Annotated in this window: 16 protein-coding genes; 3 read left to right on the plus strand and 13 right to left on the minus strand. The window is 27.7% G+C overall.

What is annotated here, in order from left to right; all coding sequences use genetic code 11:
• Positions 1 to 10: 10 nt before the first annotated feature.
• The 9 genes from J2S18_RS03380 to J2S18_RS03420 all read right to left on the minus strand — a co-directional run bounded on the left by J2S18_RS03380 (position 11) and on the right by J2S18_RS03420 (position 8,739).
• Complete coding sequence (locus tag J2S18_RS03380) at positions 11 to 868, minus strand: tagatose bisphosphate family class II aldolase (protein WP_307483210.1); 858 nt, start codon at positions 866 to 868, stop codon at positions 11 to 13.
• A gap of 32 nt (positions 869 to 900) precedes the next feature.
• Positions 901 to 1,341, minus strand: a complete 441-nt coding sequence (agaF, locus tag J2S18_RS03385) for a PTS galactosamine/N-acetylgalactosamine transporter subunit IIA (protein ID WP_307483213.1) — start codon at positions 1,339 to 1,341, stop codon at positions 901 to 903.
• Positions 1,342 to 1,368: 27 nt separating this feature from the next.
• Positions 1,369 to 2,532, minus strand: coding sequence for an SIS domain-containing protein (locus J2S18_RS03390; protein WP_307483215.1), 1,164 nt, complete (start codon positions 2,530 to 2,532; stop codon positions 1,369 to 1,371).
• Between the two features lie 76 nt (positions 2,533 to 2,608).
• Positions 2,609 to 3,337 (minus strand): GntR family transcriptional regulator, encoded by a 729-nt coding sequence (locus J2S18_RS03395; RefSeq protein ID WP_307483217.1) that lies wholly within the window; start codon positions 3,335 to 3,337, stop codon positions 2,609 to 2,611.
• 208 nt (positions 3,338 to 3,545) lie between these two features.
• Positions 3,546 to 4,403, minus strand: a complete 858-nt coding sequence (locus J2S18_RS03400; protein WP_307483219.1) for a PTS system mannose/fructose/sorbose family transporter subunit IID — start codon at positions 4,401 to 4,403, stop codon at positions 3,546 to 3,548.
• Positions 4,393 to 5,160 carry a PTS N-acetylgalactosamine transporter subunit IIC gene (agaW, locus tag J2S18_RS03405; protein ID WP_307483221.1) on the minus strand — a complete coding sequence of 256 codons (768 nt, stop codon included), beginning with the start codon at positions 5,158 to 5,160 and terminating at the stop codon, positions 4,393 to 4,395. The genes J2S18_RS03400 and agaW overlap by 11 nt, the downstream gene beginning before the upstream one ends.
• A gap of 60 nt (positions 5,161 to 5,220) precedes the next feature.
• On the minus strand, positions 5,221 to 5,697 hold the full coding sequence (gene agaV / locus J2S18_RS03410) for a PTS N-acetylgalactosamine transporter subunit IIB (RefSeq protein WP_307483223.1): 477 nt from the start codon (positions 5,695 to 5,697) through the stop codon (positions 5,221 to 5,223).
• A 227-nt stretch (positions 5,698 to 5,924) separates the two neighbouring features.
• Positions 5,925 to 6,482 carry a hypothetical protein gene (locus J2S18_RS03415; RefSeq protein WP_307483225.1) on the minus strand — a complete coding sequence of 186 codons (558 nt, stop codon included), beginning with the start codon at positions 6,480 to 6,482 and terminating at the stop codon, positions 5,925 to 5,927.
• A 100-nt stretch (positions 6,483 to 6,582) separates the two neighbouring features.
• Positions 6,583 to 8,739 carry a Tex family protein gene (locus J2S18_RS03420; protein WP_307483227.1) on the minus strand — a complete coding sequence of 719 codons (2,157 nt, stop codon included), beginning with the start codon at positions 8,737 to 8,739 and terminating at the stop codon, positions 6,583 to 6,585.
• 156 nt (positions 8,740 to 8,895) lie between these two features.
• Here J2S18_RS03420 and J2S18_RS03425 point away from each other — a divergent pair, with 156 nt between their 5' ends.
• The 3 genes from J2S18_RS03425 to J2S18_RS03435 all read left to right on the plus strand — a co-directional run bounded on the left by J2S18_RS03425 (position 8,896) and on the right by J2S18_RS03435 (position 11,347).
• A complete protein-coding gene (locus J2S18_RS03425) occupies positions 8,896 to 9,228 on the plus strand; it encodes a hypothetical protein (protein ID WP_307483230.1) in 333 nt (110 codons plus the stop codon).
• Between the two features lie 77 nt (positions 9,229 to 9,305).
• Complete coding sequence (locus J2S18_RS03430; RefSeq protein WP_307483233.1) at positions 9,306 to 10,661, plus strand: M28 family metallopeptidase; 1,356 nt, start codon at positions 9,306 to 9,308, stop codon at positions 10,659 to 10,661.
• A gap of 92 nt (positions 10,662 to 10,753) precedes the next feature.
• Positions 10,754 to 11,347 (plus strand): metal-dependent hydrolase, encoded by a 594-nt coding sequence (locus J2S18_RS03435; protein WP_307483238.1) that lies wholly within the window; start codon positions 10,754 to 10,756, stop codon positions 11,345 to 11,347.
• Between the two features lie 99 nt (positions 11,348 to 11,446).
• Here the strand turns inward: J2S18_RS03435 and J2S18_RS03440 are convergent, their stop codons facing one another.
• The 4 genes from J2S18_RS03440 to J2S18_RS03455 form a co-directional block, all read right to left on the minus strand.
• Positions 11,447 to 12,871 (minus strand): APC family permease, encoded by a 1,425-nt coding sequence (locus J2S18_RS03440; protein WP_307483240.1) that lies wholly within the window; start codon positions 12,869 to 12,871, stop codon positions 11,447 to 11,449.
• Positions 12,872 to 13,398: 527 nt separating this feature from the next.
• Entirely contained in the window at positions 13,399 to 19,287 is a 5,889-nt protein-coding gene (locus tag J2S18_RS03445; protein ID WP_307483243.1) for an Ig-like domain-containing protein, read from the minus strand.
• A gap of 153 nt (positions 19,288 to 19,440) precedes the next feature.
• Positions 19,441 to 20,367, minus strand: coding sequence for a 1-phosphofructokinase family hexose kinase (locus J2S18_RS03450; protein WP_307483246.1), 927 nt, complete (start codon positions 20,365 to 20,367; stop codon positions 19,441 to 19,443).
• Positions 20,368 to 20,386: 19 nt separating this feature from the next.
• Positions 20,387 to 21,244: a tagatose bisphosphate family class II aldolase gene (locus J2S18_RS03455; protein WP_307483250.1), complete on the minus strand. Its 858-nt coding sequence runs from the start codon at positions 21,242 to 21,244 to the stop codon at positions 20,387 to 20,389.
• Positions 21,245 to 21,248: the final 4 nt, after the last annotated feature.

The raw sequence follows: 21,248 nt of genomic DNA on the forward strand, positions 1-21,248 counted from the left end.
ACCTCTTTAATTAAGCTCTATTATTACTTCCACATACCATTATTTTATGTTTAACTATTTCCTTCATAGCTGCCTTTCCTGGTGTCATATATTTTCTTGGATCATTAGCCTCTGGATTTTCTATAAAGTATTTCTTTACAGCATCTGAAAATGGTATTTTTAAATCAGTAGCTACATTTACTTTACATATTCCAAGAGAAATTGCCTTCTTTACTAACTCATCTGGAACATCTGATGCACCATGTAATACTAATGGAACATCAACAGCTTCTCTTATTTCTTTTAATCTATCAAAATCAAGCTTTGGCTCTCCTTTATATAAACCATGAGCTGTTCCAATTGCAACTGCCAAAGAATCTATTCCTGTTTTTTCTACAAAATCTTTAGCCTGTTCTGGATTAGTGTACATTGCATCTTTTTCATTTACAACTAAATCATCTTCTTGTCCACCTAATCTTCCAAGTTCAGCTTCAACTGTTGCATCATATTTATGAGCATAACTAACAACATCTTTAACTATTTTTATATTGTTTTCATAATTTTCATGTGATGCATCTATCATAGTTGAGTTAAATCCAATATCTACATAATGCTTTATAGCCTCTTTATCTTCAAAGTGGTCTAAATGTATTGCTATTGGAATATTATATTTTTTTGCAGAAACTTCAGCCATTGCTACAATATATTCTCCACCTGCATAAGTTATTGTTGATGGTGTACCTGCCAAAATAACTGGTGAGTTAAGTTCTGCAGCTGTTTCTACTACAACTTGAAGTGTTTCTAAATTGTGTATATTAAATGCAGGTACTGCATATCCTTCCCTTTGTGCCTTCTTTAACATTTCTCTTGTTGATAAAATTTTTCCCATTTTATGTTACCCTCTTCCTATTAATAATCTTTTTAAATTCCATCTACTTCGTATAAATCTTCTTCTTCTTCATCTTCTTTAATTACATCAAAAGGTTTTATTGAATTAACTCCAGAATTTTTTGCAAATTCTATAAGTTCATCTACTTCCATACCATCTCTACATAGTGAAACTTCAAGTATCATTCCTAAATTTGTTCCTGAAATAACTCTTATCTTCTTATCTTTAATAGTCTGACTTAAAACTACAGATACCTTAAAAGGTGAACCTCCTGCTAAGTCTGAAAGAACTATTATTTCATTACAATTAAGTTCATTTATAGCTTCTTTAAATTTCATTTCTAAAGTTTCAGTATTATCATTAGCTGTAAAATCTACACCTATTAAATTTTCTTGCTCTCCTGCTATTAATTTAAGCGAACTTAACATTCCTGTTGCAAACTCCCCATGTCCTGTTACTATTATCCCTACCATAAAAAACTCTCCCTCTCTTTTTAATAATTATTTATTATATGGATGTATTGTTACCCCTTTTACTACCCTATTTACAGTTCCATCTGGTCTTGGGTTATCTGGTGAAATTCCAAGATGTAATGAACTAAATAATCCAAACATTTGACCAAATAACATATAATTAAAAACTGTATAAATTTCTGGAACATCTTGTCCATCTATTTCTATATACTTATTACAAAGTGATTTTAATTCATCATTTTTCTTATAACTAATTACCGCTAATTTATGATTTCCTGTATCTCCATGAATTTCTTTTATTAAATCCATATCATAAAGATTTGTATACTTGTTAGTTGAATTCATAAATATTACTAAAGTATTATCATCAATAATTGATTTTGGACCATGTCTAAAACCTAAAACTGATTCGCAAACTGTAATTGTTCTTCCACTAGTTAATTCTAAATTTTTAAGAGCCATTTCTTGGCATAATCCCTTTAATGCTCCTGATCCTAAATAAACAACTCTCTTACAATCTAAATTCACTAATTCATTAATATCTTCAAAATCATTATCTAAAATATAATCACCTTGAGTTGCTACTGCATCAACATATTTCTTATTTTCTTCTAAATTTTCAATGTCAAATGCTAAAAGACTTGCAAGTAACATACAACTAAAGGAGCTTGTCATTGCAAAACTCTTGTCATTTGATTTCTCTGGCATTAATAAACATAATGTATTGTCATTTTCCTCTGACTTTTTAGCAAGTTGTCCATCTTTATTGCATGTAATAACCAGTTGTGCTATATTTTTTACATTATCTTGGAATATATTATAAGCTCCAACACTTTCAGGACTATTTCCTGATCTTGCATAAGACACTAATATTGTTTTAGTATCCTCTTCTAAAAATTCATGAGGGTTTGATACTAAATCAGTTGTAGCTATTGCTTCAACTCTCTTATTTAACATTTTAGCTAAAGCAAGATATATTGTATCTCCAACATAATCTGAAGTTCCTGCTCCTGTTAAAATTATTCTAGTATTATCATCTAAATTCTTATTTAAAAATTCTGAAATAATACCTTTATTTTCACTTATTATTTGGTAAGTTTCTCTCCAAAGTTTAGGTTGTTGTCTAATTTCTGTAGCTGTAAATGTTGCACCTAATTCTCTTAATCTTTCCTTTGTTAGTCCAAAAATCATTTTAATACCTCCCACAACTGCTAATGTCATCATTACCAGCAGTTCTAAAAATTTTTTATTTTTATTTTTTTATTATTTAGCTATTTTTTAATTGAACTCTATATTTAAATTTATCTCCTCTAGCCACTCCAATAGTATACTCTATAAGTTTAGTATTTTCTAAAGTATATCTTTCAATCTTTAAACTTGGAGCTCCTTCTTGAATATCTAAATATATACTCTCTAATTTATTAGTTAGTATAGGTTCAAAATATTCTTCTGCGAAAGTTAATTTAGCATTATACTTATCCCTAAAAACATCATACATAGGGTTTTCTTCTAATTCTTTCTTAGTTAAGTCTTCAAATCTACTAAAAGGTAAATATGTTATTTCATACATCATTGGTATGTTATCTGCTTTTCTTATTCTTATAATCTTATACATTAAGTCCTCTTCTGAAACTTTAAATGTATTTGATAATTTTTCACCAGCTTGTATAATTTCAAAACCAACTATTTCTGAAGAAGGTTTTTTACCTATTTTTTTCATTTCTTCAGTGAAAGAATAAAATGAAACTAAATCTTGATTAACTCTCTTTGGTGCTACAAAAGTTCCTTTTCCATGAACTTTATATATGTAACCATCTCTTTCAAGTTCGTCTAATGCCTGCCTTACAGTTGTTCTGCTTACATCATAAATTTCACAAATTTCTCTCTCTGAAAGTAATTGTTCATTTTCTTCTAAGCCTGAATTTATTTTTTCTATTAAAATATCCATTAACTGCAAGTATAATGGTATTTTAGAATTTTTATCTATTACCTTCACTTGTTACTACCGCCTTATTTATTATTTATAACAAGAATAAAATACTGGAAAAATTTTATAATAAAATCTTTCTTCTCTTTAATTATAATCAATAACAAGGCTATTATGCAACAATAAATTTAATTTTCTAAGAAACTGGTAGTTACCATGCAAAAAAGATCTATGAAAAAAATTTTTCATAGATCCAAAATTTTAAATAATTTTTAAATTATAATACTCCAATTGCTTTTCCTGCTATACCTAAAACAACTGTAACAACTATTAACATAACAGGTGATTTACCTTTCTTAAGTAATTTATACATTAAGAAAGTATAAGCTAATGGTAAAATATTTGGCATTACTGCATCTAAAACTCCTTCTTGAAGTTTTACTTCTGCTTGACCTGCTGTTATAACTAATGTAGTTTTTAAATTAACCATTGAAGCTATAAGACCTCCAACAACTGTTAATCCAACTATTGATGCAGCATGTGAAATTTTCTTTGTTTGCTCTTTTAAGTTTGTTATAGCTTTTACTCCAGTATTGTAGCCATATTTCATTAAGAAGAATCTTAAGAAGAAATGAAGAGCATTAAATAACACTAAGAATACTATTGGACCTGCAACATTTCCTTGACTTGCAAGGGATGCTCCTATTCCAACACATATTGGAAGAGCTGTTAGCCAGAATAATGCATCACCAATTCCTCCTAAAGGTCCCATTGTTGCAACCTTTATTGCTCTAATTGTATTTCTATCTTCTTTATTCTCTTCCATAGCTATTATTAGTCCCATTATAAATGTAACTAAAAATGGATGAGTATTGAAAAATTCTAAGTGATCTTTCATTGAATCTGAAAGGTCTTTTTTATTTGTATGAATCTTTTTAAGTCCTGGTAATAAACCATATAGCCATCCACAGGCTTGCATTCTTTCATAGTTAAATGAAGCTTGAAGGAATAATGATTTCCAAACCATAACATTAAGATCTTTTTTATTTATTACTTTTTCAGTACTAGCATTTTTATATCCTAATTCTGATGTAGTATCTACATTTGCATTTTTATATTCTACCTTAGATGCCATCTTCATACTCCTCCTTTACTACAACTTTTGCTTCTTGATTATTTTTTGCATAATAGTCATAAAGTGCTATACATAATCCAATTAAAGCAAGAGCTAATATTGGAATATTGAAGTAAGTTACTAATAAGAATCCTGCTATTAAAAATGCAACATATTCTTTCTTAAGCATTATCTTAAGAAGCATTGCAAATCCTATAGCTGGCATAACGCCTCCAGCAACTGCTAATCCATCAATTATAACTGTAGGAATCATATTTACTATATCTGCTGCCTTGTCTGCTCCAAAATATATTGGTAAAAATGCACAAACAAAATAAGATACAAAAAGAATTATCATACCAAAATAATTTATTTTATTAATTCCATTGGTATTGGCCTCTTCTGCAAATTTATCCGCCTTATGCATGACGGGTGAAAATGCTGTAAATAATAAAGTTATTCCAGCCTGTGCTGCTACTGCAAATGGTACTGCTACTCCAATTGCAGCTTGTGGATCAAGTTTAGTTAAAATTGCAATACTTGTTCCAATTATTCCTCCTATAACAACATTTGGTGGTTGTGCACCAGCAAGTGGTACCATTCCCATCCATACAAGTTCTAGAGATGCTCCTACAATAAGTCCAGTTGTCATATCTCCAAGTATAAGTCCAACGATAGGTCCTGTTACTATTGGTCTGTGTATGTGAGTTAATCCATTAAACATGTCTATACCCGCGATACCTGCCCAAATAGCAATTAATAGCGCTTCTACTAACATTTTTGTCCATCCTCCCCTTTATTTTTGTAAATGTATGAATAAATTAAAAATGAAAACTAATTAAACAAATTTTTCTATATCTATTTCTACCCTCTCATCTGGAACTCTTCTAACCTCAACTTTAACTCCAAGGTTTAATATTTTTCTTATTGTTTTCTTGTCATCATCATCTAAAGATACTGTTGATGAAACTTGCTCTTTTCCTTCACTAAAATGCATATTGCCAATGTTAACTTCCTTTATTGGAACTCCACCTTCAATAAGTCTTAAAACATCCTGTGGTGTTTTACAAACTAAGAAAATCTTCTGTCTATCTGCTGCTTTATGAATTACTTTTATTGTTTTTTCAATTGAAAAAAACCTTGCTTGTATTGCATCTGGTAATACCATTTCCATTAAGCTTTGTTGTACCTTATCCTCTGAAACTTTATCATTTGCAATTAAAATTAAATTTGCTCCTAAATGATTTACCCATGTTACTCCTACTTGTCCATGAATTAATCGATTATCTACCCTTGTTAATAATATATTTGGCATAACTAGCACCCCCATAAGTTCTGTAATGTAAAATTAATTTTATTTTGTAAAAAATTTACTTTTCTATTTAAGTGTAAATGCTTTTTGTTCTCTTGTCAATATTTTACTTATTTTCCATTTTATTTTTTTCTTTCACAATATTATTATTATTTATAAAAGTTATTAAATATTACTGGCAATAAAAAAAGATGCAATAAAAAATTGCATCTTTAAATTTAACTTAATTATTATTCTATTAATTTTGATCTTCTAAAGAAAATTTTATAACTTAATAAATTTAAAGCAGAAATTATAATTAAGAATCCTAAAGTAAAGTCAACAGCTATAATCTTCATTATTGACATATATAAAAGACAGCTAATAATAAACATAAGCAAAAAAGTTATTATATTTAACTTATTTTGTGATTTTTCAATAATCTTAATCATTTCTTTTTCATTTAAATTTTCATCTTTATATTTATTTGCAAAAACAATAGGTGCTAAAACTCCCACTAATTGCTTACTTATTAAATCACAAATAAATATAATAAATACACCAATAATTGAAATTATAAAAATATTAAAGGTTGAAATATCTACAGACATTATTACTTCAACTAATTTGAAGGTTAAAAACAAAGTCCCTCCAACTAAAGAAATTATAGGAAAAGTAACTGTCATCATCATAATAGTAATTTTTAAATTTTTATTTAAACTATTCTTCCTATTCATGAAAATTGTAAATGTGAACATACACACAAACATAATTGATATTAATAAAATAACTAAAGCAACATATCTCATTTCCCCACCCCTACCATTTTGAAATTTGTTACAGTTATTGTATCATTTAACAATAATTTCATACAAGCAATTCTTTTCTACAATTTCTAACAAAATATTTTTAAACTTCTTTCATTGATAATGCTATTCTCTTTCTCTTTTCATCAACTTCTAAAATTTTAACCTTTATAACGTCTCCAACTTTAACTATATCTAAAGGATGTTTTACAAATTTATTTGCCATTTGACTTTTGTGAACTAAGCCATCTTGATGAACTCCAATATCAACAAAGGCACCAAAATCTGAAACATTTCTAACAGTTCCCATAAGAACCATACCTGATTTTAAATCTTTAAGTTCAATAACTCCAGTTTTAAGTATTGGTTTTGGCATATCTTCTCTTATATCTCTTCCTGGTTTTTGAAGTTCCTTTACTATATCCTTTAAAGTAAGTTCTCCAATTTCAAGTTCATTAGAAAGATTGCTAATACCCTTTAACTTAACTCTATCTTCTATATCATCTAATTTTTTATTTTTTAAATCATACATTGTATAACCTAAAACTTCTATAAGCTTTTTAGCTGCATCATAAGATTCTGGATGGACAGAAGTATTATCTAAAGGATTTTTACTTTCCATAACTCGTAAGAAACCTGCACATTGTTCAAAGGCTTTTTGTCCTAATCTCTTTACCTTTAAAAGTTCCTTTCTTGATTTAAACTCTCCAGTTTCTTCTCTATAAGCTACTATATTATCTGCAATACTTGAGTTTATTCCTGATATATGTGTTAAAAGACTTGGTGTTGCTGTATTTAAATCAACTCCAACTTTATTAACTGAATCTTCTACTACACCATTTAATGACTCCTCTAGTCTTTTTTGAGTTACATCATGCTGATATTGTCCAACCCCTATTGCCTTTGGATCTATTTTTACAAGTTCTGCTAAAGGATCTTGTAGTCTTCTTCCTATAGATATTGCACCTCTTACTGTAACATCTAAATCTGGATATTCCTTTGTTCCAAGCTTAGAAGCTGAATAAACTGAAGCTCCAGCTTCTGATACTATAACATAAGATACTTCTTTACCTGTTTCTTCCTTTATTTCTTTAATCATTTCACTTATAACTTCCTCTGATTCCCTTGAAGCTGTTCCATTTCCTAGTGAAATAACATCGACATCATATTTTTTAATTAATTCTTTAAGCTTATTTTTAGTTCCTAAAACATCATTTTTTGGTGCTGTTGGGTATACTGCTGTATTTTCTAAAAACTTACCTGTACTATCTAATATTGCAACTTTACAACCAGTTCTAAATCCTGGGTCAAAGCCCATAACTACCTTACCTTTAATAGGTGCTTGAAGTAATAGAGCTTTAAGATTTTCTTTAAATATATTAATAGCTCCCTCTTCTCCCTTATCTGTAAGTTCACTTCTTATTTCTCTTTCAATTGATGGATATATAAGTCTCTTTAAAGAATCTTTAATAGACTCTTTTAAAAGTTCATCTGTATTGCTATTGCCCTTTAATATATTTTTTTCTAAATATTCTATTATTTTATCTTCGTTTGAAGTTATTTTTACAGAAAGAACCTTTTCCTTTTCTCCTCTATTTATAGCAAGTATTCTATGAGGAGGTATCTTCTTTACTTCTTCACTGTAATCATAGTACATTTCATAAGGTGTTTGTTCTTCACTGCTTCCATTTGTTTCTATTTTGCCTTCATTAAAAACAAAATTTCTTATCCATTTTCTATATTTAGCTTCATCAGAAATTATTTCTGCAATTATGTCTAATGCACCTTTAATTACTTCTTCTTCATTTTTTACACCTTTTTCTTCATTTATGAATTTCCTAGCTTCCTCATTAATATTTCCACTAAAGTTTCCACTTAAAATAATTTCTGCTAAAGGTTTTAATCCCTTTTCTAAGGCTATTGTTGCCCTTGTTCTCTTTTTAGGTTTATAAGGTCTATAAATATCTTCAACTTCAGTTAAAGTTTCTGCTTTATTTAAGGCATTTTTTATTTCTTCTGTAAGATTGCCCTGTTCTTCTATGATTTTACTTACAGCTTTTTTTCTATCTTCTAAATTTCTTAAATATGTTAATCTTTCCTCTAAATTTCTTAAAACTTCATCAGAAAGACCACCTGTCATTTCTTTTCTATATCTTGCAATAAAAGGAACAGTGTTTCCTCCATCTAATAATTCAATAACATTATTAATTGTATTTAACTTAAGCCCAAGTTCCTCCGCTAGTCTTTCATTAATATTCATTTTTCAACCTCCAAAACTAATTTATCCATATTTCATTATACCCTTATTCTCAATTGCAATAAACTTTTTTAGATTATTTTGCTTATTACATATTGTAATTATGTTAAGTTCTAGTATAATTTAAATTGTAAATATTTTCCATAAGGTGGTTTTATTATGAATAAATATATACAAAAAATAATTTCCTTATCTTTAATTGTACTAATACTATTATTAACTCTTAATCATTTTAAAATAATTGAACTTTCTAAAATATTAAAAGAATCCTTTTCTTTTATAACTTTAATATTAATAATTATATCTTCTGTATCTGTTTTAAATGGGAAAAAAGCAGGTATTTATAAATTTATAAATTATATAATATTAATTACTGCAATACTTGGTGGCATATTTGTAATAATAAATTCAAAATTAAATTTAAGTGTATATGTATGTATTCTATTTACATTAACCTATGCTCTTATAGATATGCTCTACAAAAAAGCTTAAGTTAAATCTTAAGCTTTTTATCATATTATAAGAAAAACTATAATAAACTTAAGTGAAATAATTTTTAGGAGCACTAGATGAAATCAAAATTTTATAAAATTTGTACTATTATCTCTGGAATAATTTTTATTTTTTTCTTATGTCTTAGATGTTCCATATACCACTTTAGCTCAAAGGATGTAAAGGAAAATATAAGATTTTTATCCTCACCTAAATTTAGTGGAAGGCTTTGTGGTACTTTGGAAAATGAATTAGTCTCAAATTATATATCTGATGAATTTAAAAAATTAAATCTTATTCCTATTAATAAAACTTACAAAGAAGGCTTTCAAGTTATTGCCCCTTTAAAAAAGGATACTAAACCCTTATTAGAACTAAAAAAAGATAATAAAACAATAAAACAATTTACTTACGGAAAAGATTTTAAAGAAGATATGCTTAACTTTAAAACCTCTGAAATCAGTTTATCTTCTGAGGATAATTTAAACATATTTCCATCATCAATTTCCTTTAAAAAGGATAATGAACTGTTTTTGCTATATGTAAGTAAGGAAGATAACTTTAAATTTAGAAGTTCCTTTGTTTATGAATCTCCCGTATCCTTTGCAATAGCAATTACTGAAGATACATATGAGGAAATAATTAATAGTATAAAAACTGGTGCTGAAATATCAATATCCCTCCCTTATAAACTAATTAAAACAGAAGTATTTAATGTAGCTTCAAAAATTAAAGGTAGAGATTCTAAAAAACCTCCATTAATTTTAACAGCCCACTTTGATCATATGGGCCTTGATTGTTTAAACAATATATACTGTGGTGCATTAGATAATGCATCTGGAACTTCATTTTTAATTGAACTTGCAAAATATTTATCTTCTCTTCCAAAACCTGATAGAGATATTATTTTTGTAGCTTTAAATGGGGAAGAATTTGGACTTATTGGTTCTAATGAATTTGCCTCAAAATATAAATCTATTTTAAAGGGTGCAGAAGTTATAAATTTTGATATGATTGGTGCAGATAAATTTCCTGTAACATTTATGAGAGTACAAGATTCTCAAAATAAAGAATCACCTCTTCTTAATTCTCTTCAATCTATTTGTAAAAACCTTCAAATAGATTGTAACGTTAAATATGAAGATTCAAGTGATCATGCTAGTTTTAATAATAATGGTTTTGACTCTTTAACCATTTCCCATGGTGATGTATCTAAAATACACACACCCTTAGATACTGTAGAATTTATTTCAGAGGATGCTATTTCTAGTGCCTATAATTTATGCAATAATTATATAATTCATAATACCTATAGCCCTTTTATGAAAATATTATTTAATAATGAAGTACATGCCTTTTCCTTTATAATATTTTTAATTTTTATTAGTTATCCTATATTAAAAAAAATAGATAATCATAAAAAAACTTCTTAATATTTATAGAAAATATTTAATAAAAATATAGGAATAATAGAAATGTTAATATATAATGTATTTATTATATTTTTAAAAAGGTGCAAAAAGAAATGACTAGAGAAACACATTCATCAGGTGGACTTTTAATTGCTCTTATTACTTTAAATCCTTTTATAACAGATTTCTTAAAAGGATTTAACAAAAGTTATATATTACTATTAATATTTGTATATTTTTATTCATGTCATATAGGTTCATTTTTTCCAGATATAGATATGAAAAGCTCCTATATAAGTAAGCGTCATCCTCTTCTTTCAAAACATTTTGGAAGTAAATTTAAACATAGAGGTTTTACTCACAGCTTATTATTTTTAATAATATTATTTTTAGTTTGTAAGATTTTAATAACTACAACTAATGGAAATATATTTGTTATAACCCTTTGTTATGGATTTTTAGTAGGTTATATATCCCATTTAGTATTAGATTTGATTACAAAAGAAGGAATAGAATTACTTTACCCAATTAAAACTAATTTTAAAATATTTTTTATAAAAACTAATTCTAATGGAGAAAAGTATTTTAATAAGACATTAAAACTATTTATATTTATTTTAGTAATATATAATATTTATATATTATCAAAAAATTTATTTGATTTTGATATAGTAACATATCTTAATTTAAATAAATTCATCAAGTAATAAGGTTTGTTTTATTTAGAGTGTCAATTAAGGCACTCTTTTATTACATAAAAAATGGATATATCAAACTAAATTGATATATCCATTCTTCTTATATTATTAATTTAATTCATTTTTTCTCATTCTTTCCTTTTCTGCAAGTTTAGGCATTATTAATCCTAATCCTACTAGAACAAAAGGAGTAATTATATTTAAAACTAATTGGAATGTATTTTTTGAGTACATGCCTCCAATACAAGCAAATGCTGTAAAGATAAAGCACCATGCACCTAAAATAATTCCTAATATTTTGCTCTTTGTAAAACGATATTCTGCGTGGAATTTTTCTCCTGCTTTCTTTAATGCAATATAAGCTACAAATACCCATAAGTAACGTAATGGCATACATACAGCATTTAACTTTACTAACCATCTAACTATTGCATCAACATTACCAACTCCAAATGCTGGAATTATAATTAATATAGATACAATTATACCAATTAATTTGTTACCATTTTTGAAAGCACCATGTTCATTTTTCTCAAATAATTTTTCAGGTATAAATTGTTTGTCTGTAGTTTCAAGTAAAATACGTAAAGGTGCATCAATAGATAATATTAATGTTGAAATTTGTCCAATAATATTTGTAATTGCATATATTACAACAAAAGTATTTCCTATGTTATAGTATTCACCTAATTTTTGGAATGCATAATAAGAACCATTAGTTAATAAGTCCTTAGGTACATTATCAGAATTAAACATCATTCCTAATGCTATAGTTCCTAATATAGCACATACTGCAACCATAATTGCAAGTGCAATCATACCTTTTGGGAAATTTCTTTCTGGATCTTTCATCTTATTTACATATGGTGAAATCTTTTCACATCCACCAACTGCAAATACTAATATAGATAAACTTGTAAAATATTTAACATCAAATGTTGGTAAGAATGTTTTAAATGACCAATCAATATTTAATAATTTAGCATTTGTAATTTCAGGTGCGGCCATCATAAGTATGATAAATAATATTGACATAATAAACATTGATGTACCAGCTATTGTTGTTATTTGCTTAAGTGGTTTAATACCCTTTGAAGCTACCCAAAGTCCTGCTAAAAATATTACTAAGCATAAAAATTGTAATAACTTAGGATTTAGAGTACTTACTGTATTGTTTTGGAATATAGTCCAACAACCAGCAATAATTGCTCCTTGAGGCTTTTGTGAAATATATGGAAGGTGAACAACCCAGTATGTCCAACCAGCATAATATGCAAGTTTAGGCCCAATTGTTTCATCAATCCAAGAACTTACACCACCACCTAGTTCTTTAAATGCAGAACCAAGTTCTCCAACCATTAATGTGTAAGGAACAAAATAAATAGCAAAAATTAGAACCCATGATACAATTGCTTTTAATCCACCAAATTCTGAGAATCCATTAACTACGTTTCCAAATCCCCATACAGCTGAAAAGGCCATAAAAGCCAAGCTATACCACATTATTTTTCTACTATCTTTGTTGTCATTCATGTGTATATCTCCCCTTTGTTTTTTAATTGCAACCTGTTAAATTAACGTATTTTTGCAGTTTTAACATTTGAGAATATACTAAAAAGTCACTTAAGTAGGCTAATTAAAAATATTAATTTTATTCAAAAAAATAACCTTAATTATAATTTTTATAAGTAGATACATTTAAGCAGAGGATTATAGAAAGGTTTTCAATAAAAATTTAATGTAAAATTTATTAATCATTAGGTAGCTATTTTTTAATATTTTTAATTAACCTACAAATGAACTTTAAAATAATGAATATTTATAATTTCTTTGATTATTTTATGTATTTATTAATTTAACAGATTTAAATTTTATATTAAATTTATTGTACTTTTACAATAAGTTTAATATAAACTATACACTTAGTCAATAATGTTTACATTGTTATAAATACTAGGATTACTATATATATTTAAATCAAATCTTATTTTTAATTATAAAAAATCAGAATATGAGAAAAATCTCATACTCTGATTGAATATTTATTAATATTATTTTAATTATCTGAATTTTCTTGCAACTATTCCACAAGCTACAAGTGCTGCACCTATTCCTAAAAACATTAACCCTTTAGTTTTTCCTGTGCTTGGTATTGATTTTAATAAACTATCTTCATTATTATTTTTTACTTCAGTATTTTGACTATTATTTAATTTATTAGAATTTACACTATTACTATTTTCTTTATTGTTTACATTCTTATTATCTAAATTTGAATTTTCATTGCTAACTATTTTCTTAAATGTAACTTCTAATTTATTATTTGAATTTATATTCTTTAATATATATGAATTATTTACAGTTTTAATTTCCTTTCCATTTAAAAGCACCTTATTAAGTTCATAACCTTTATTTGGAGTAAATACAAACTTTTTATCTTCACCTTTTTTAACTTCAAAGGATCCTTTAGGTAATACCTTACCATTTTCACCTTCAATCACTTCTACCTTGTATGTTAAATCACTTGGTTTGTCTTCTTTTTTAGGTTGTAACTTTTTAGATGCATCATTAAGCATTGCAACTGCATTACTTACATCATCTTTATTTGCATCTTTAGAATTTAATACTTTTTCAGCTAAAAGAAGTGTGTCTTTTAAAGGACTTATACTTTCTTCTGTATATTTTGATAAATCCATATTTTTAATATCATTTATCTTCTTACTTAAATCAGACTTTTCAACTTGTGTATTTTTAACAAAATCTAATTCATATACATTTGTTTTTACACCATCTTCTCCCTTTACAATAACCTTACCTTTTCCTGGTACAGTAGTAGGTTGTACAATTGTTACAGCTGCATTATTTTCAGCTATTGCAGAAATTTCAGGAATTTTATCCCCATCAGTATTAATTGTATACTTTAAATTTTGTGGATCAAAATTCTTTAATTCATTACCATTTACCTTTATTGATTTTAAAAGAGAAGTTGAATTTTTAATTACATCATCTTTAAATATTTGTATTTCTGTAATTCCTAATGATTTATTAGCTTTAGCATTCATAAATATTCTCATTTTTGATGCCTTTACTTTATCGAATTTATAAATCTTTATATTTTCTTTATCTCCATTAGAAACTTTTTGATTTGCAACATCAATCCATTTACCATCTTTTTCATATTGAACTTTAGCAGACTCTGGAAGTGCTACTCCTGAATCAGTAAAATAATATACTGTCATTTCATTTATATAATATTCTTGTGGACCTGTTCTTCCAAATTCTACAGATACCCATCCTGTTTTATCTGGATTTGGTTTCCAATTTGTCCAACGGTCGTGAGGATCATTTGTAAATGAAATTATATCATTGTGTACATGTGCAAGTCTATCTTCTGATGTTGGACTTGTAGGTGGTTCATTTGAATATGATGATTGAACTCTTGGATAATCATATCCATTTTGGAATCTTGAAACATTAAGTCCCTTTTCAAACTTATCTGATACCCTTACATTAGCTGTAGCCTTCATATTTAATCCATCAATAGTTCCATAAACAGTAAATTCATTTACCTTTTTATATTCCTCTTCAGAAATTTTACTCCATTTAACAGGAAGTTGTTTTTCTGTATTATCACTATAATATACAGTTACTTTTTCTGGCAATGATGGTTCTTCATTAATTAAAGTTACTGTTGAAACTTTCTCTACTGAAACTGCTCCTTTAACTTCAATTTCTGCAACAGGTTTTACTGAAGTTTCTGAAACTTTTCCATAAACTTTGAAGTTTCCTATCTTTTCATATTGCTCTGGTTTTATATTTTCCCAAGTAACTTTCTTATTTCTTGGTAATCCAACATTATATTTTGCTTCTACTTCCTTTGGAAGAATAGGTTTTTCTCCCTTATTTACAACAATTTTAACTTTTTCAAAACCTACAATTACTTTTTCTTTATTAGATTTCTTTGCATTTATTGAAAGCTCATTTGACTCTTTAGTTACTCCATTATAACTAACTTTAACTTTTATCTTTGAAGTTCCTTCTCCAAGTATATTAAGCTTTCCATCTTTTATATCTACTACATCTTTATTAGATGTAAAATATTCAACTTTAGCCTTACTTAAATCTATCTTTTCTCCATTTTGCAATGTTACATTTATATTTAATTCACCAACTTCATCTTCTATATAATCTGTTTTATTAGAAGAAATTGTAACATTATTAAGTGCTGCTTTTTTAACAGTAAAATTAATTGTATATATATTTGTTGTTTTTCCATCCTCTGATGTAACAAGAATTTTTCCTTCTCCTGGAAGACCTATTGGTGAAATAATTGTTTCAGCTCCATTATCCATTGCCTTAGCTTTTATTTCTGGAATCTTTGATCCATATGGAAGTTCTACTGAATAATTAGTTTTGTCACTTGAAAAATCTTTAAGTTCTTTTCCATCAATTGTTATTGATGAAAGTTTAGCCGTATTATTTGGAACTATAACATCATCCATTACTTCTATTTCAGTTATTGCTAAAGATTTTCCTTCTTTAGGAGTCATATTTACTCTTATCTTATTTGTATTTACCTTATCAAATTTAATTTCATGTTTAGTATTATTTGTTAAACTTTCAGGTTTAAGCTTCATATTAGAAACCTTTTTCCATACTTGTCCATCAAAATACTCAACACTTATATCCTTTGGTGCTTGACAACCATTGTCAGCATAAATATATAGATTCATATTATCAACATTTTGGTTTTCTTTCCATTCTATTCCTACATATTCATTACCAGTTCGTGGAGTACGTTGCCAATTTGTCCATCTATTAGCTGGATTATTATTGTATGAAACAACTCCATCATTTACATTGTTAACATCATCAGCTGGATTTGTGAAGGATGCAAAAGCCTTTCCCTGTGCCTTTGAGTTGTAAAGAGCTATATTTACTTTTTCTGTTTTATTGCTAACTCTAACTCTTGCCTCTGCCTTAAATCTATCTGTAAGTTCTACCTTACCATATACTATAAAGTTTCCTTCTTTACTATACTTTTCTTTATCTATATTTTCCCATGTAACCTTTGATTTAACTTCTTTTCCATCACTATAAATGACAGTTGCTTCATTAGGTAACTTAGGTGCATTTCCTACCTTTGTAACTGTAGAATATGGTTTTATAGAAACTATATCACGTACATTAATTATAGCTTCTACTTTTAAATCTGATCCCTTTACTGTTCCATTTACTTTAAATGTTCCAATTTTATTATATAAATCTTTATTTATGCTATCCCAAGTTACTTTAACATCCTTTTTAGTATTATTTGCATAAATTGCTTTAACCTTTTCAGGTAACTTAGGTACATTTCCCTTATCAATATTTACTACAACTTTTTCAAAGCCAACAATTTTGTCCTTATTCATGTCTTCAGAGTTAACTGTATAAATAGTAGATTCATTACTATCTAATCCTTGCGCTGTTGCCTTAACTGTAATATTTCCTCCATTTTTATCAGCTTGAACTATTGCAAGTAATTTACCATTAAAGGCTTTTCTCTTATTTGCTTTGTATCTTTCAACACTTGCTCCATTACCATTATCTACACCAACTAATTTTCCTCCTGTTACTTCAAAGTTAACAAGATTATCAGCATTTGGTACTACTACTCCATTTTTATCAACTATATCAACAGTAATAAATGATAAATCTTTACCATCTGATGATATTACATTTTTATCAGGTGTAAGTTTTACTCCTGATGCTTGTCCAGCTGTTTTTACTTCGTCTTCTGCAACAACTATACCATTTTTCTTAGCTACTGCTTTAAGTGTACCTGCCTTAAATGGTACATCCCATCTTAAATGAAGTTTTCCATCCTTTGTTTCAAGATATGATCTTCCATCTTTTGTAGTTTTATTTTCAAATTTACGTTCTCCTAATGATTTACCATTTAAAAATAATTCTACTGTATCTGCATTTGAATAAGCCCAAACTTGAACATTTTGTCCATCTTTCCAATTCCAATGTGGTAATAAATGAACCATTGGCTTATCAGACCATTGACTTTGATAGAAATAGAAAATATCTTTCTTAAATCCTGCTGTATCAATTGCTCCAAAGTATGAGCTTTTAGCTGGATACTTTCCATAAAAAGGTGTTGGTTCTCCTAAATAATCAAAGCCTGTCCATATAAATTGTCCTGCAATAAATTGTCTATCACGATCACGAATCCATGAATCTTCTGCACTACGACCCCATCCAACAACAGTATTATCATATGATGAACATTGAAGATTTGCATTATCTACTATGTTTGGATTATTAGGATCTAAATAAACTCCCCTTGATCTTACAGCTGAAGATGTTTCAGAGCCATACATTTTCCAATTAGGATGATCTTTGTGATGAACATCATAAACGTTTTCACTATAGTTATATCCAACTACATCAACAGTATCAAATATTGCATTTCTTGTTTGGCTATAATTTGCTACTCCATCAACTTTACTTCCTCTATACTTATCTTCACCAATAGTTGTAGGTCTAGTTGTATCTATTTCTTTAATCCATTTAACAAGATTTTTAGCAATATTTACTCCATTTTGTGTATTAGTATCATATATTTCATTTCCTATAGACCACATTATTATAGATGGACTATTTTTTGCACTATCTACCATAGTTTTTATATCACGCTCTGCATATTGTTTAAAAAATCTATGATAGTCATAAGTTTTCTTTCCTTGTTCCCAGCAATCAAAAGCTTCATCTATAAGTAATATTCCATTTTTCTCACATATATCAATAAATTCTGGTGATGCAGGATTATGAGTAGATCTTATAGCATTAACTCCCATATCCTTAAGCATTTTAATTTGTCTTTCAACAGCACTATAGTTTACTGCTGATCCTAATGATCCTAAATCATGGTGCATACATACACCTTTAAGTTTTACATTTCTTCCATTAATATAAAAACCTTTATTTGAATCAAAATTAAAATATCTAAATCCAAAAGGTGTTTCATATGTATCTATTATTTTTCCATTCTTAATGACTTCTGTAACTGCTTTATACATATTTCCACTATAAATATCCCATAAAACAGGATTATTTACTTTTAAATTTTGATTAAATTCCTTTGATTTTGAATCTAACTTTTCAGTTGATTCAACTTTTGAAACTTCTTTACCATTTGGAGATATTATTTTATTTTTTACTGTAATATCTGAATTTTCTCCTGATTCATTGCTGATCTTTGTTTTAATATTTACAGAGACATTACCTCCATTTTTTAAATCTTCTTTAAGATTTGGAGTTGTAACAAATGTACCATATTTAGCTACATGAATATTATCAGTAACTGTAAGGTATACATTTCTATATATTCCACTACCTGAATACCATCTACTACTTGGCTGAGTATTCTTTACTTTAACAGCTATTACATTATCTTTTCCATCAAAATTTAGTTTCTTTGTAATATCAAATCCAAAAGGTGTATATCCATTTTGATATTCTCCAACTTCTTCACCATTTACATAAACAGTAGATTCCATATAGACTCCATCAAAATCAATATTTATCTTTTTTCCTTCCATTGACTTTGGTAACTTAAATGTCTTTCTATACCAGCCTGTTCCCCCATCTAGAAAAGCAGCCTCATGAGTTGCAGGAGAATTTTTGTTAAAATCAAGTTCAATGCTCCAATCATGAGGAAGATTTAAACTTCTCCATTTTGAATCATTAAAACCTTTTGATTCTGCTCCACCCTCATCTCCTAATTTAAATTTCCAATTATTCGTAAAATCAATTTTACGTCCCTTTTCAAAATTATCCTGAGGCTTTGAATCATTACTTTTATTTATTTCTGTTTCATTATTAGCCGCAAATACTGGTATATTTATACTGCATGTAGCTACTAAAAAAGACATAATAAAGGCAACTATTTTTTTCATTATATTATTCACCCTCCTAAATTTTATTAATATATACAATTGACCTCATTAAGTGCATATATAATTTCTTTATACAATTTCCTTAATGAGGTCAATTATTTCTTTTGTTATTTTATTTAAACTACTTTTTAATTGCTATATTTTTAATTAAAACTATAATTTTGTTACTTCTATTTCTTCCATAAGTTTATTTACAGTGTCTTTATTAACTACTCCAGTTTCTTCTTCTAGTGCATTTGATGTACCACAAGCTGCTGCAAAGGCTAATATTTTCTCTATATTATATCCTCTTTCAATACCTGTAGCTATTCCACCTACAAATGCATCTCCTGAACCAACTGGATTAACAGCTTTAACCTTTGGAACTCTAACTCGATACTTTTCTCCTTTATAACCTGCTATTGATCCATCTTTTCCTAAAGATATAACTACAAATTCAATTCCTTTTTTGTGAAACTCATCTATTTCTTTTAATATATCCTCTGTAGTTTCAACTTTTCTACCCATTATATCTTCAATTTCATCTTTATTAGGTTTTATAAAGAAAGGTTTTCCTTCAATTCCTTTAATTAAAAGTTCTCCACTTGTATCTAATAAAAACTTTTTATTATTTTCTTTTGCTATTTCTATAAGTTTCTTATAAATATCTTTAGATAAATTTCTTGGAACACTTCCTGATGCAACAACTACTGATGCATCTTTTAAAAGCATTTTATATTTTTCTAAAAACTTTTCAAGTTCTCCATCTATAAGTTCTGGACCTGGTTCTAAAACTTCTGTTTGTTCTAAATCTTCTGTTATGAATGCCAAACATTCTCTTGTAGCATTTTTTATACTTACAAAATCATTTTTTATATTCATTTCAGAAAGCTTTTCTTTTATAAAATCTCCAGTAGTTCCACCTAAAAATCCAGTTGCCAAAGTATCTTCTCCTAATATAGTTGCAACATTAGCTACATGTAGACCTTTTCCTCCAGCAGTATTATGTACACTAGAAGCTCTCATTACTGTGCCTTTTTCTATATTTTTAATCTTATACTTCTTATCTATAGATGCATTAAGATTTAAAACTAATATCATTTTTACCTCCTAAAGTGAACTAGTACCTATTTTCACTTCCACAAACTCTAATTTTGTGTTCTACTATCTTTTTCATAGCTGCTTTTCCAGGTGTCATATATTTTCTTGGATCATTTGCATCTGGATTTTCTATAAAATACTCTTTAACAGCATCTGAAAATGGTATTTTTAAATCAGTAGCTACATTTACCTTACATATTCCAAGAGATATAGCCTTTTTTACTAATTCATCTGGAACATCTGAAGCACCATGTAATACTAATGGAACATCAACAACTTCTCTTATTTCCTTTAATCTATCAAAATCAAGCTTTGGTTCTCCCTTATATAACCCATGAGCTGTACCAATTGCAACTGCTAAAGAATCTATACCTGTTTTTTCAACAAAGTCCCTTGCTTGTTCTGGATTAGTATACATTGCATCTTTTTCATCAACAACCAAATCATCTTCACGTCCACCTAATCTTCCAAGCTCAGCTTCAACTGTTGTATCATATCTATGTGCATACTCTACTACTTCTTTTACTACATTTATATTATCTTCATAGCTTTCATGTGATGCATCTATCATAGCTGATTTAAACCCAATATCTACATAATGCTTTATAGCCTCTTTGTCTTCAAAGTGATCTAAATGTATTGCTATTGGAATATCATATTTTTTTGCTGCAACCTGTGCCAGTGCAACTATATTTTCTCCCTCTGCATATACAATTGTTGATGGAGTTCCTGCTAATATTACAGGTGATCTCATTTCATTAGCTGTATCTACTACAACTTGTAATGTTTCTAAATTGTGTATATTAAAGGCTGGAACTGCATATCCTTCTCTTTGTGCCTTTTTTAACATCTCTCTAGTTGATAGTATTTCATTCATATTT

It is taken from the genome of Eubacterium multiforme (genome assembly GCF_030813415.1).
GTDB lineage: Bacteria > Bacillota > Clostridia > Clostridiales > Clostridiaceae > Clostridium > Clostridium multiforme.

Excerpts from the sequence above, each read along its gene's own strand:
- J2S18_RS03380 (WP_307483210.1), bottom strand. The coding sequence starts at position 868 with ATGGGAAAAATTTTATCAACAAGAGAAATGTTAAAGAAGGCACAAAGG.
- agaF (WP_307483213.1), bottom strand. The coding sequence starts at position 1,341 with ATGGTAGGGATAATAGTAACAGGACATGGGGAGTTTGCAACAGGAATG.
- J2S18_RS03390 (WP_307483215.1), bottom strand. The coding sequence starts at position 2,532 with ATGATTTTTGGACTAACAAAGGAAAGATTAAGAGAATTAGGTGCAACA.
- J2S18_RS03400 (WP_307483219.1), bottom strand. The coding sequence starts at position 4,403 with ATGGCATCTAAGGTAGAATATAAAAATGCAAATGTAGATACTACATCA.
- agaW (WP_307483221.1), bottom strand. The coding sequence starts at position 5,160 with ATGTTAGTAGAAGCGCTATTAATTGCTATTTGGGCAGGTATCGCGGGT.
- agaV (WP_307483223.1), bottom strand. The coding sequence starts at position 5,697 with ATGCCAAATATATTATTAACAAGGGTAGATAATCGATTAATTCATGGA.
- J2S18_RS03415 (WP_307483225.1), bottom strand. The coding sequence starts at position 6,482 with ATGAGATATGTTGCTTTAGTTATTTTATTAATATCAATTATGTTTGTG.
- J2S18_RS03420 (WP_307483227.1), bottom strand. The coding sequence starts at position 8,739 with ATGAATATTAATGAAAGACTAGCGGAGGAACTTGGGCTTAAGTTAAAT.
- J2S18_RS03425 (WP_307483230.1), top strand. The coding sequence starts at position 8,896 with ATGAATAAATATATACAAAAAATAATTTCCTTATCTTTAATTGTACTA.
- J2S18_RS03430 (WP_307483233.1), top strand. The coding sequence starts at position 9,306 with ATGAAATCAAAATTTTATAAAATTTGTACTATTATCTCTGGAATAATT.
- J2S18_RS03435 (WP_307483238.1), top strand. The coding sequence starts at position 10,754 with ATGACTAGAGAAACACATTCATCAGGTGGACTTTTAATTGCTCTTATT.
- J2S18_RS03440 (WP_307483240.1), bottom strand. The coding sequence starts at position 12,871 with ATGAATGACAACAAAGATAGTAGAAAAATAATGTGGTATAGCTTGGCT.
- J2S18_RS03445 (WP_307483243.1), bottom strand. The coding sequence starts at position 19,287 with ATGAAAAAAATAGTTGCCTTTATTATGTCTTTTTTAGTAGCTACATGC.
- J2S18_RS03450 (WP_307483246.1), bottom strand. The coding sequence starts at position 20,367 with ATGATATTAGTTTTAAATCTTAATGCATCTATAGATAAGAAGTATAAG.
- J2S18_RS03455 (WP_307483250.1), bottom strand. The coding sequence starts at position 21,244 with ATGAATGAAATACTATCAACTAGAGAGATGTTAAAAAAGGCACAAAGA.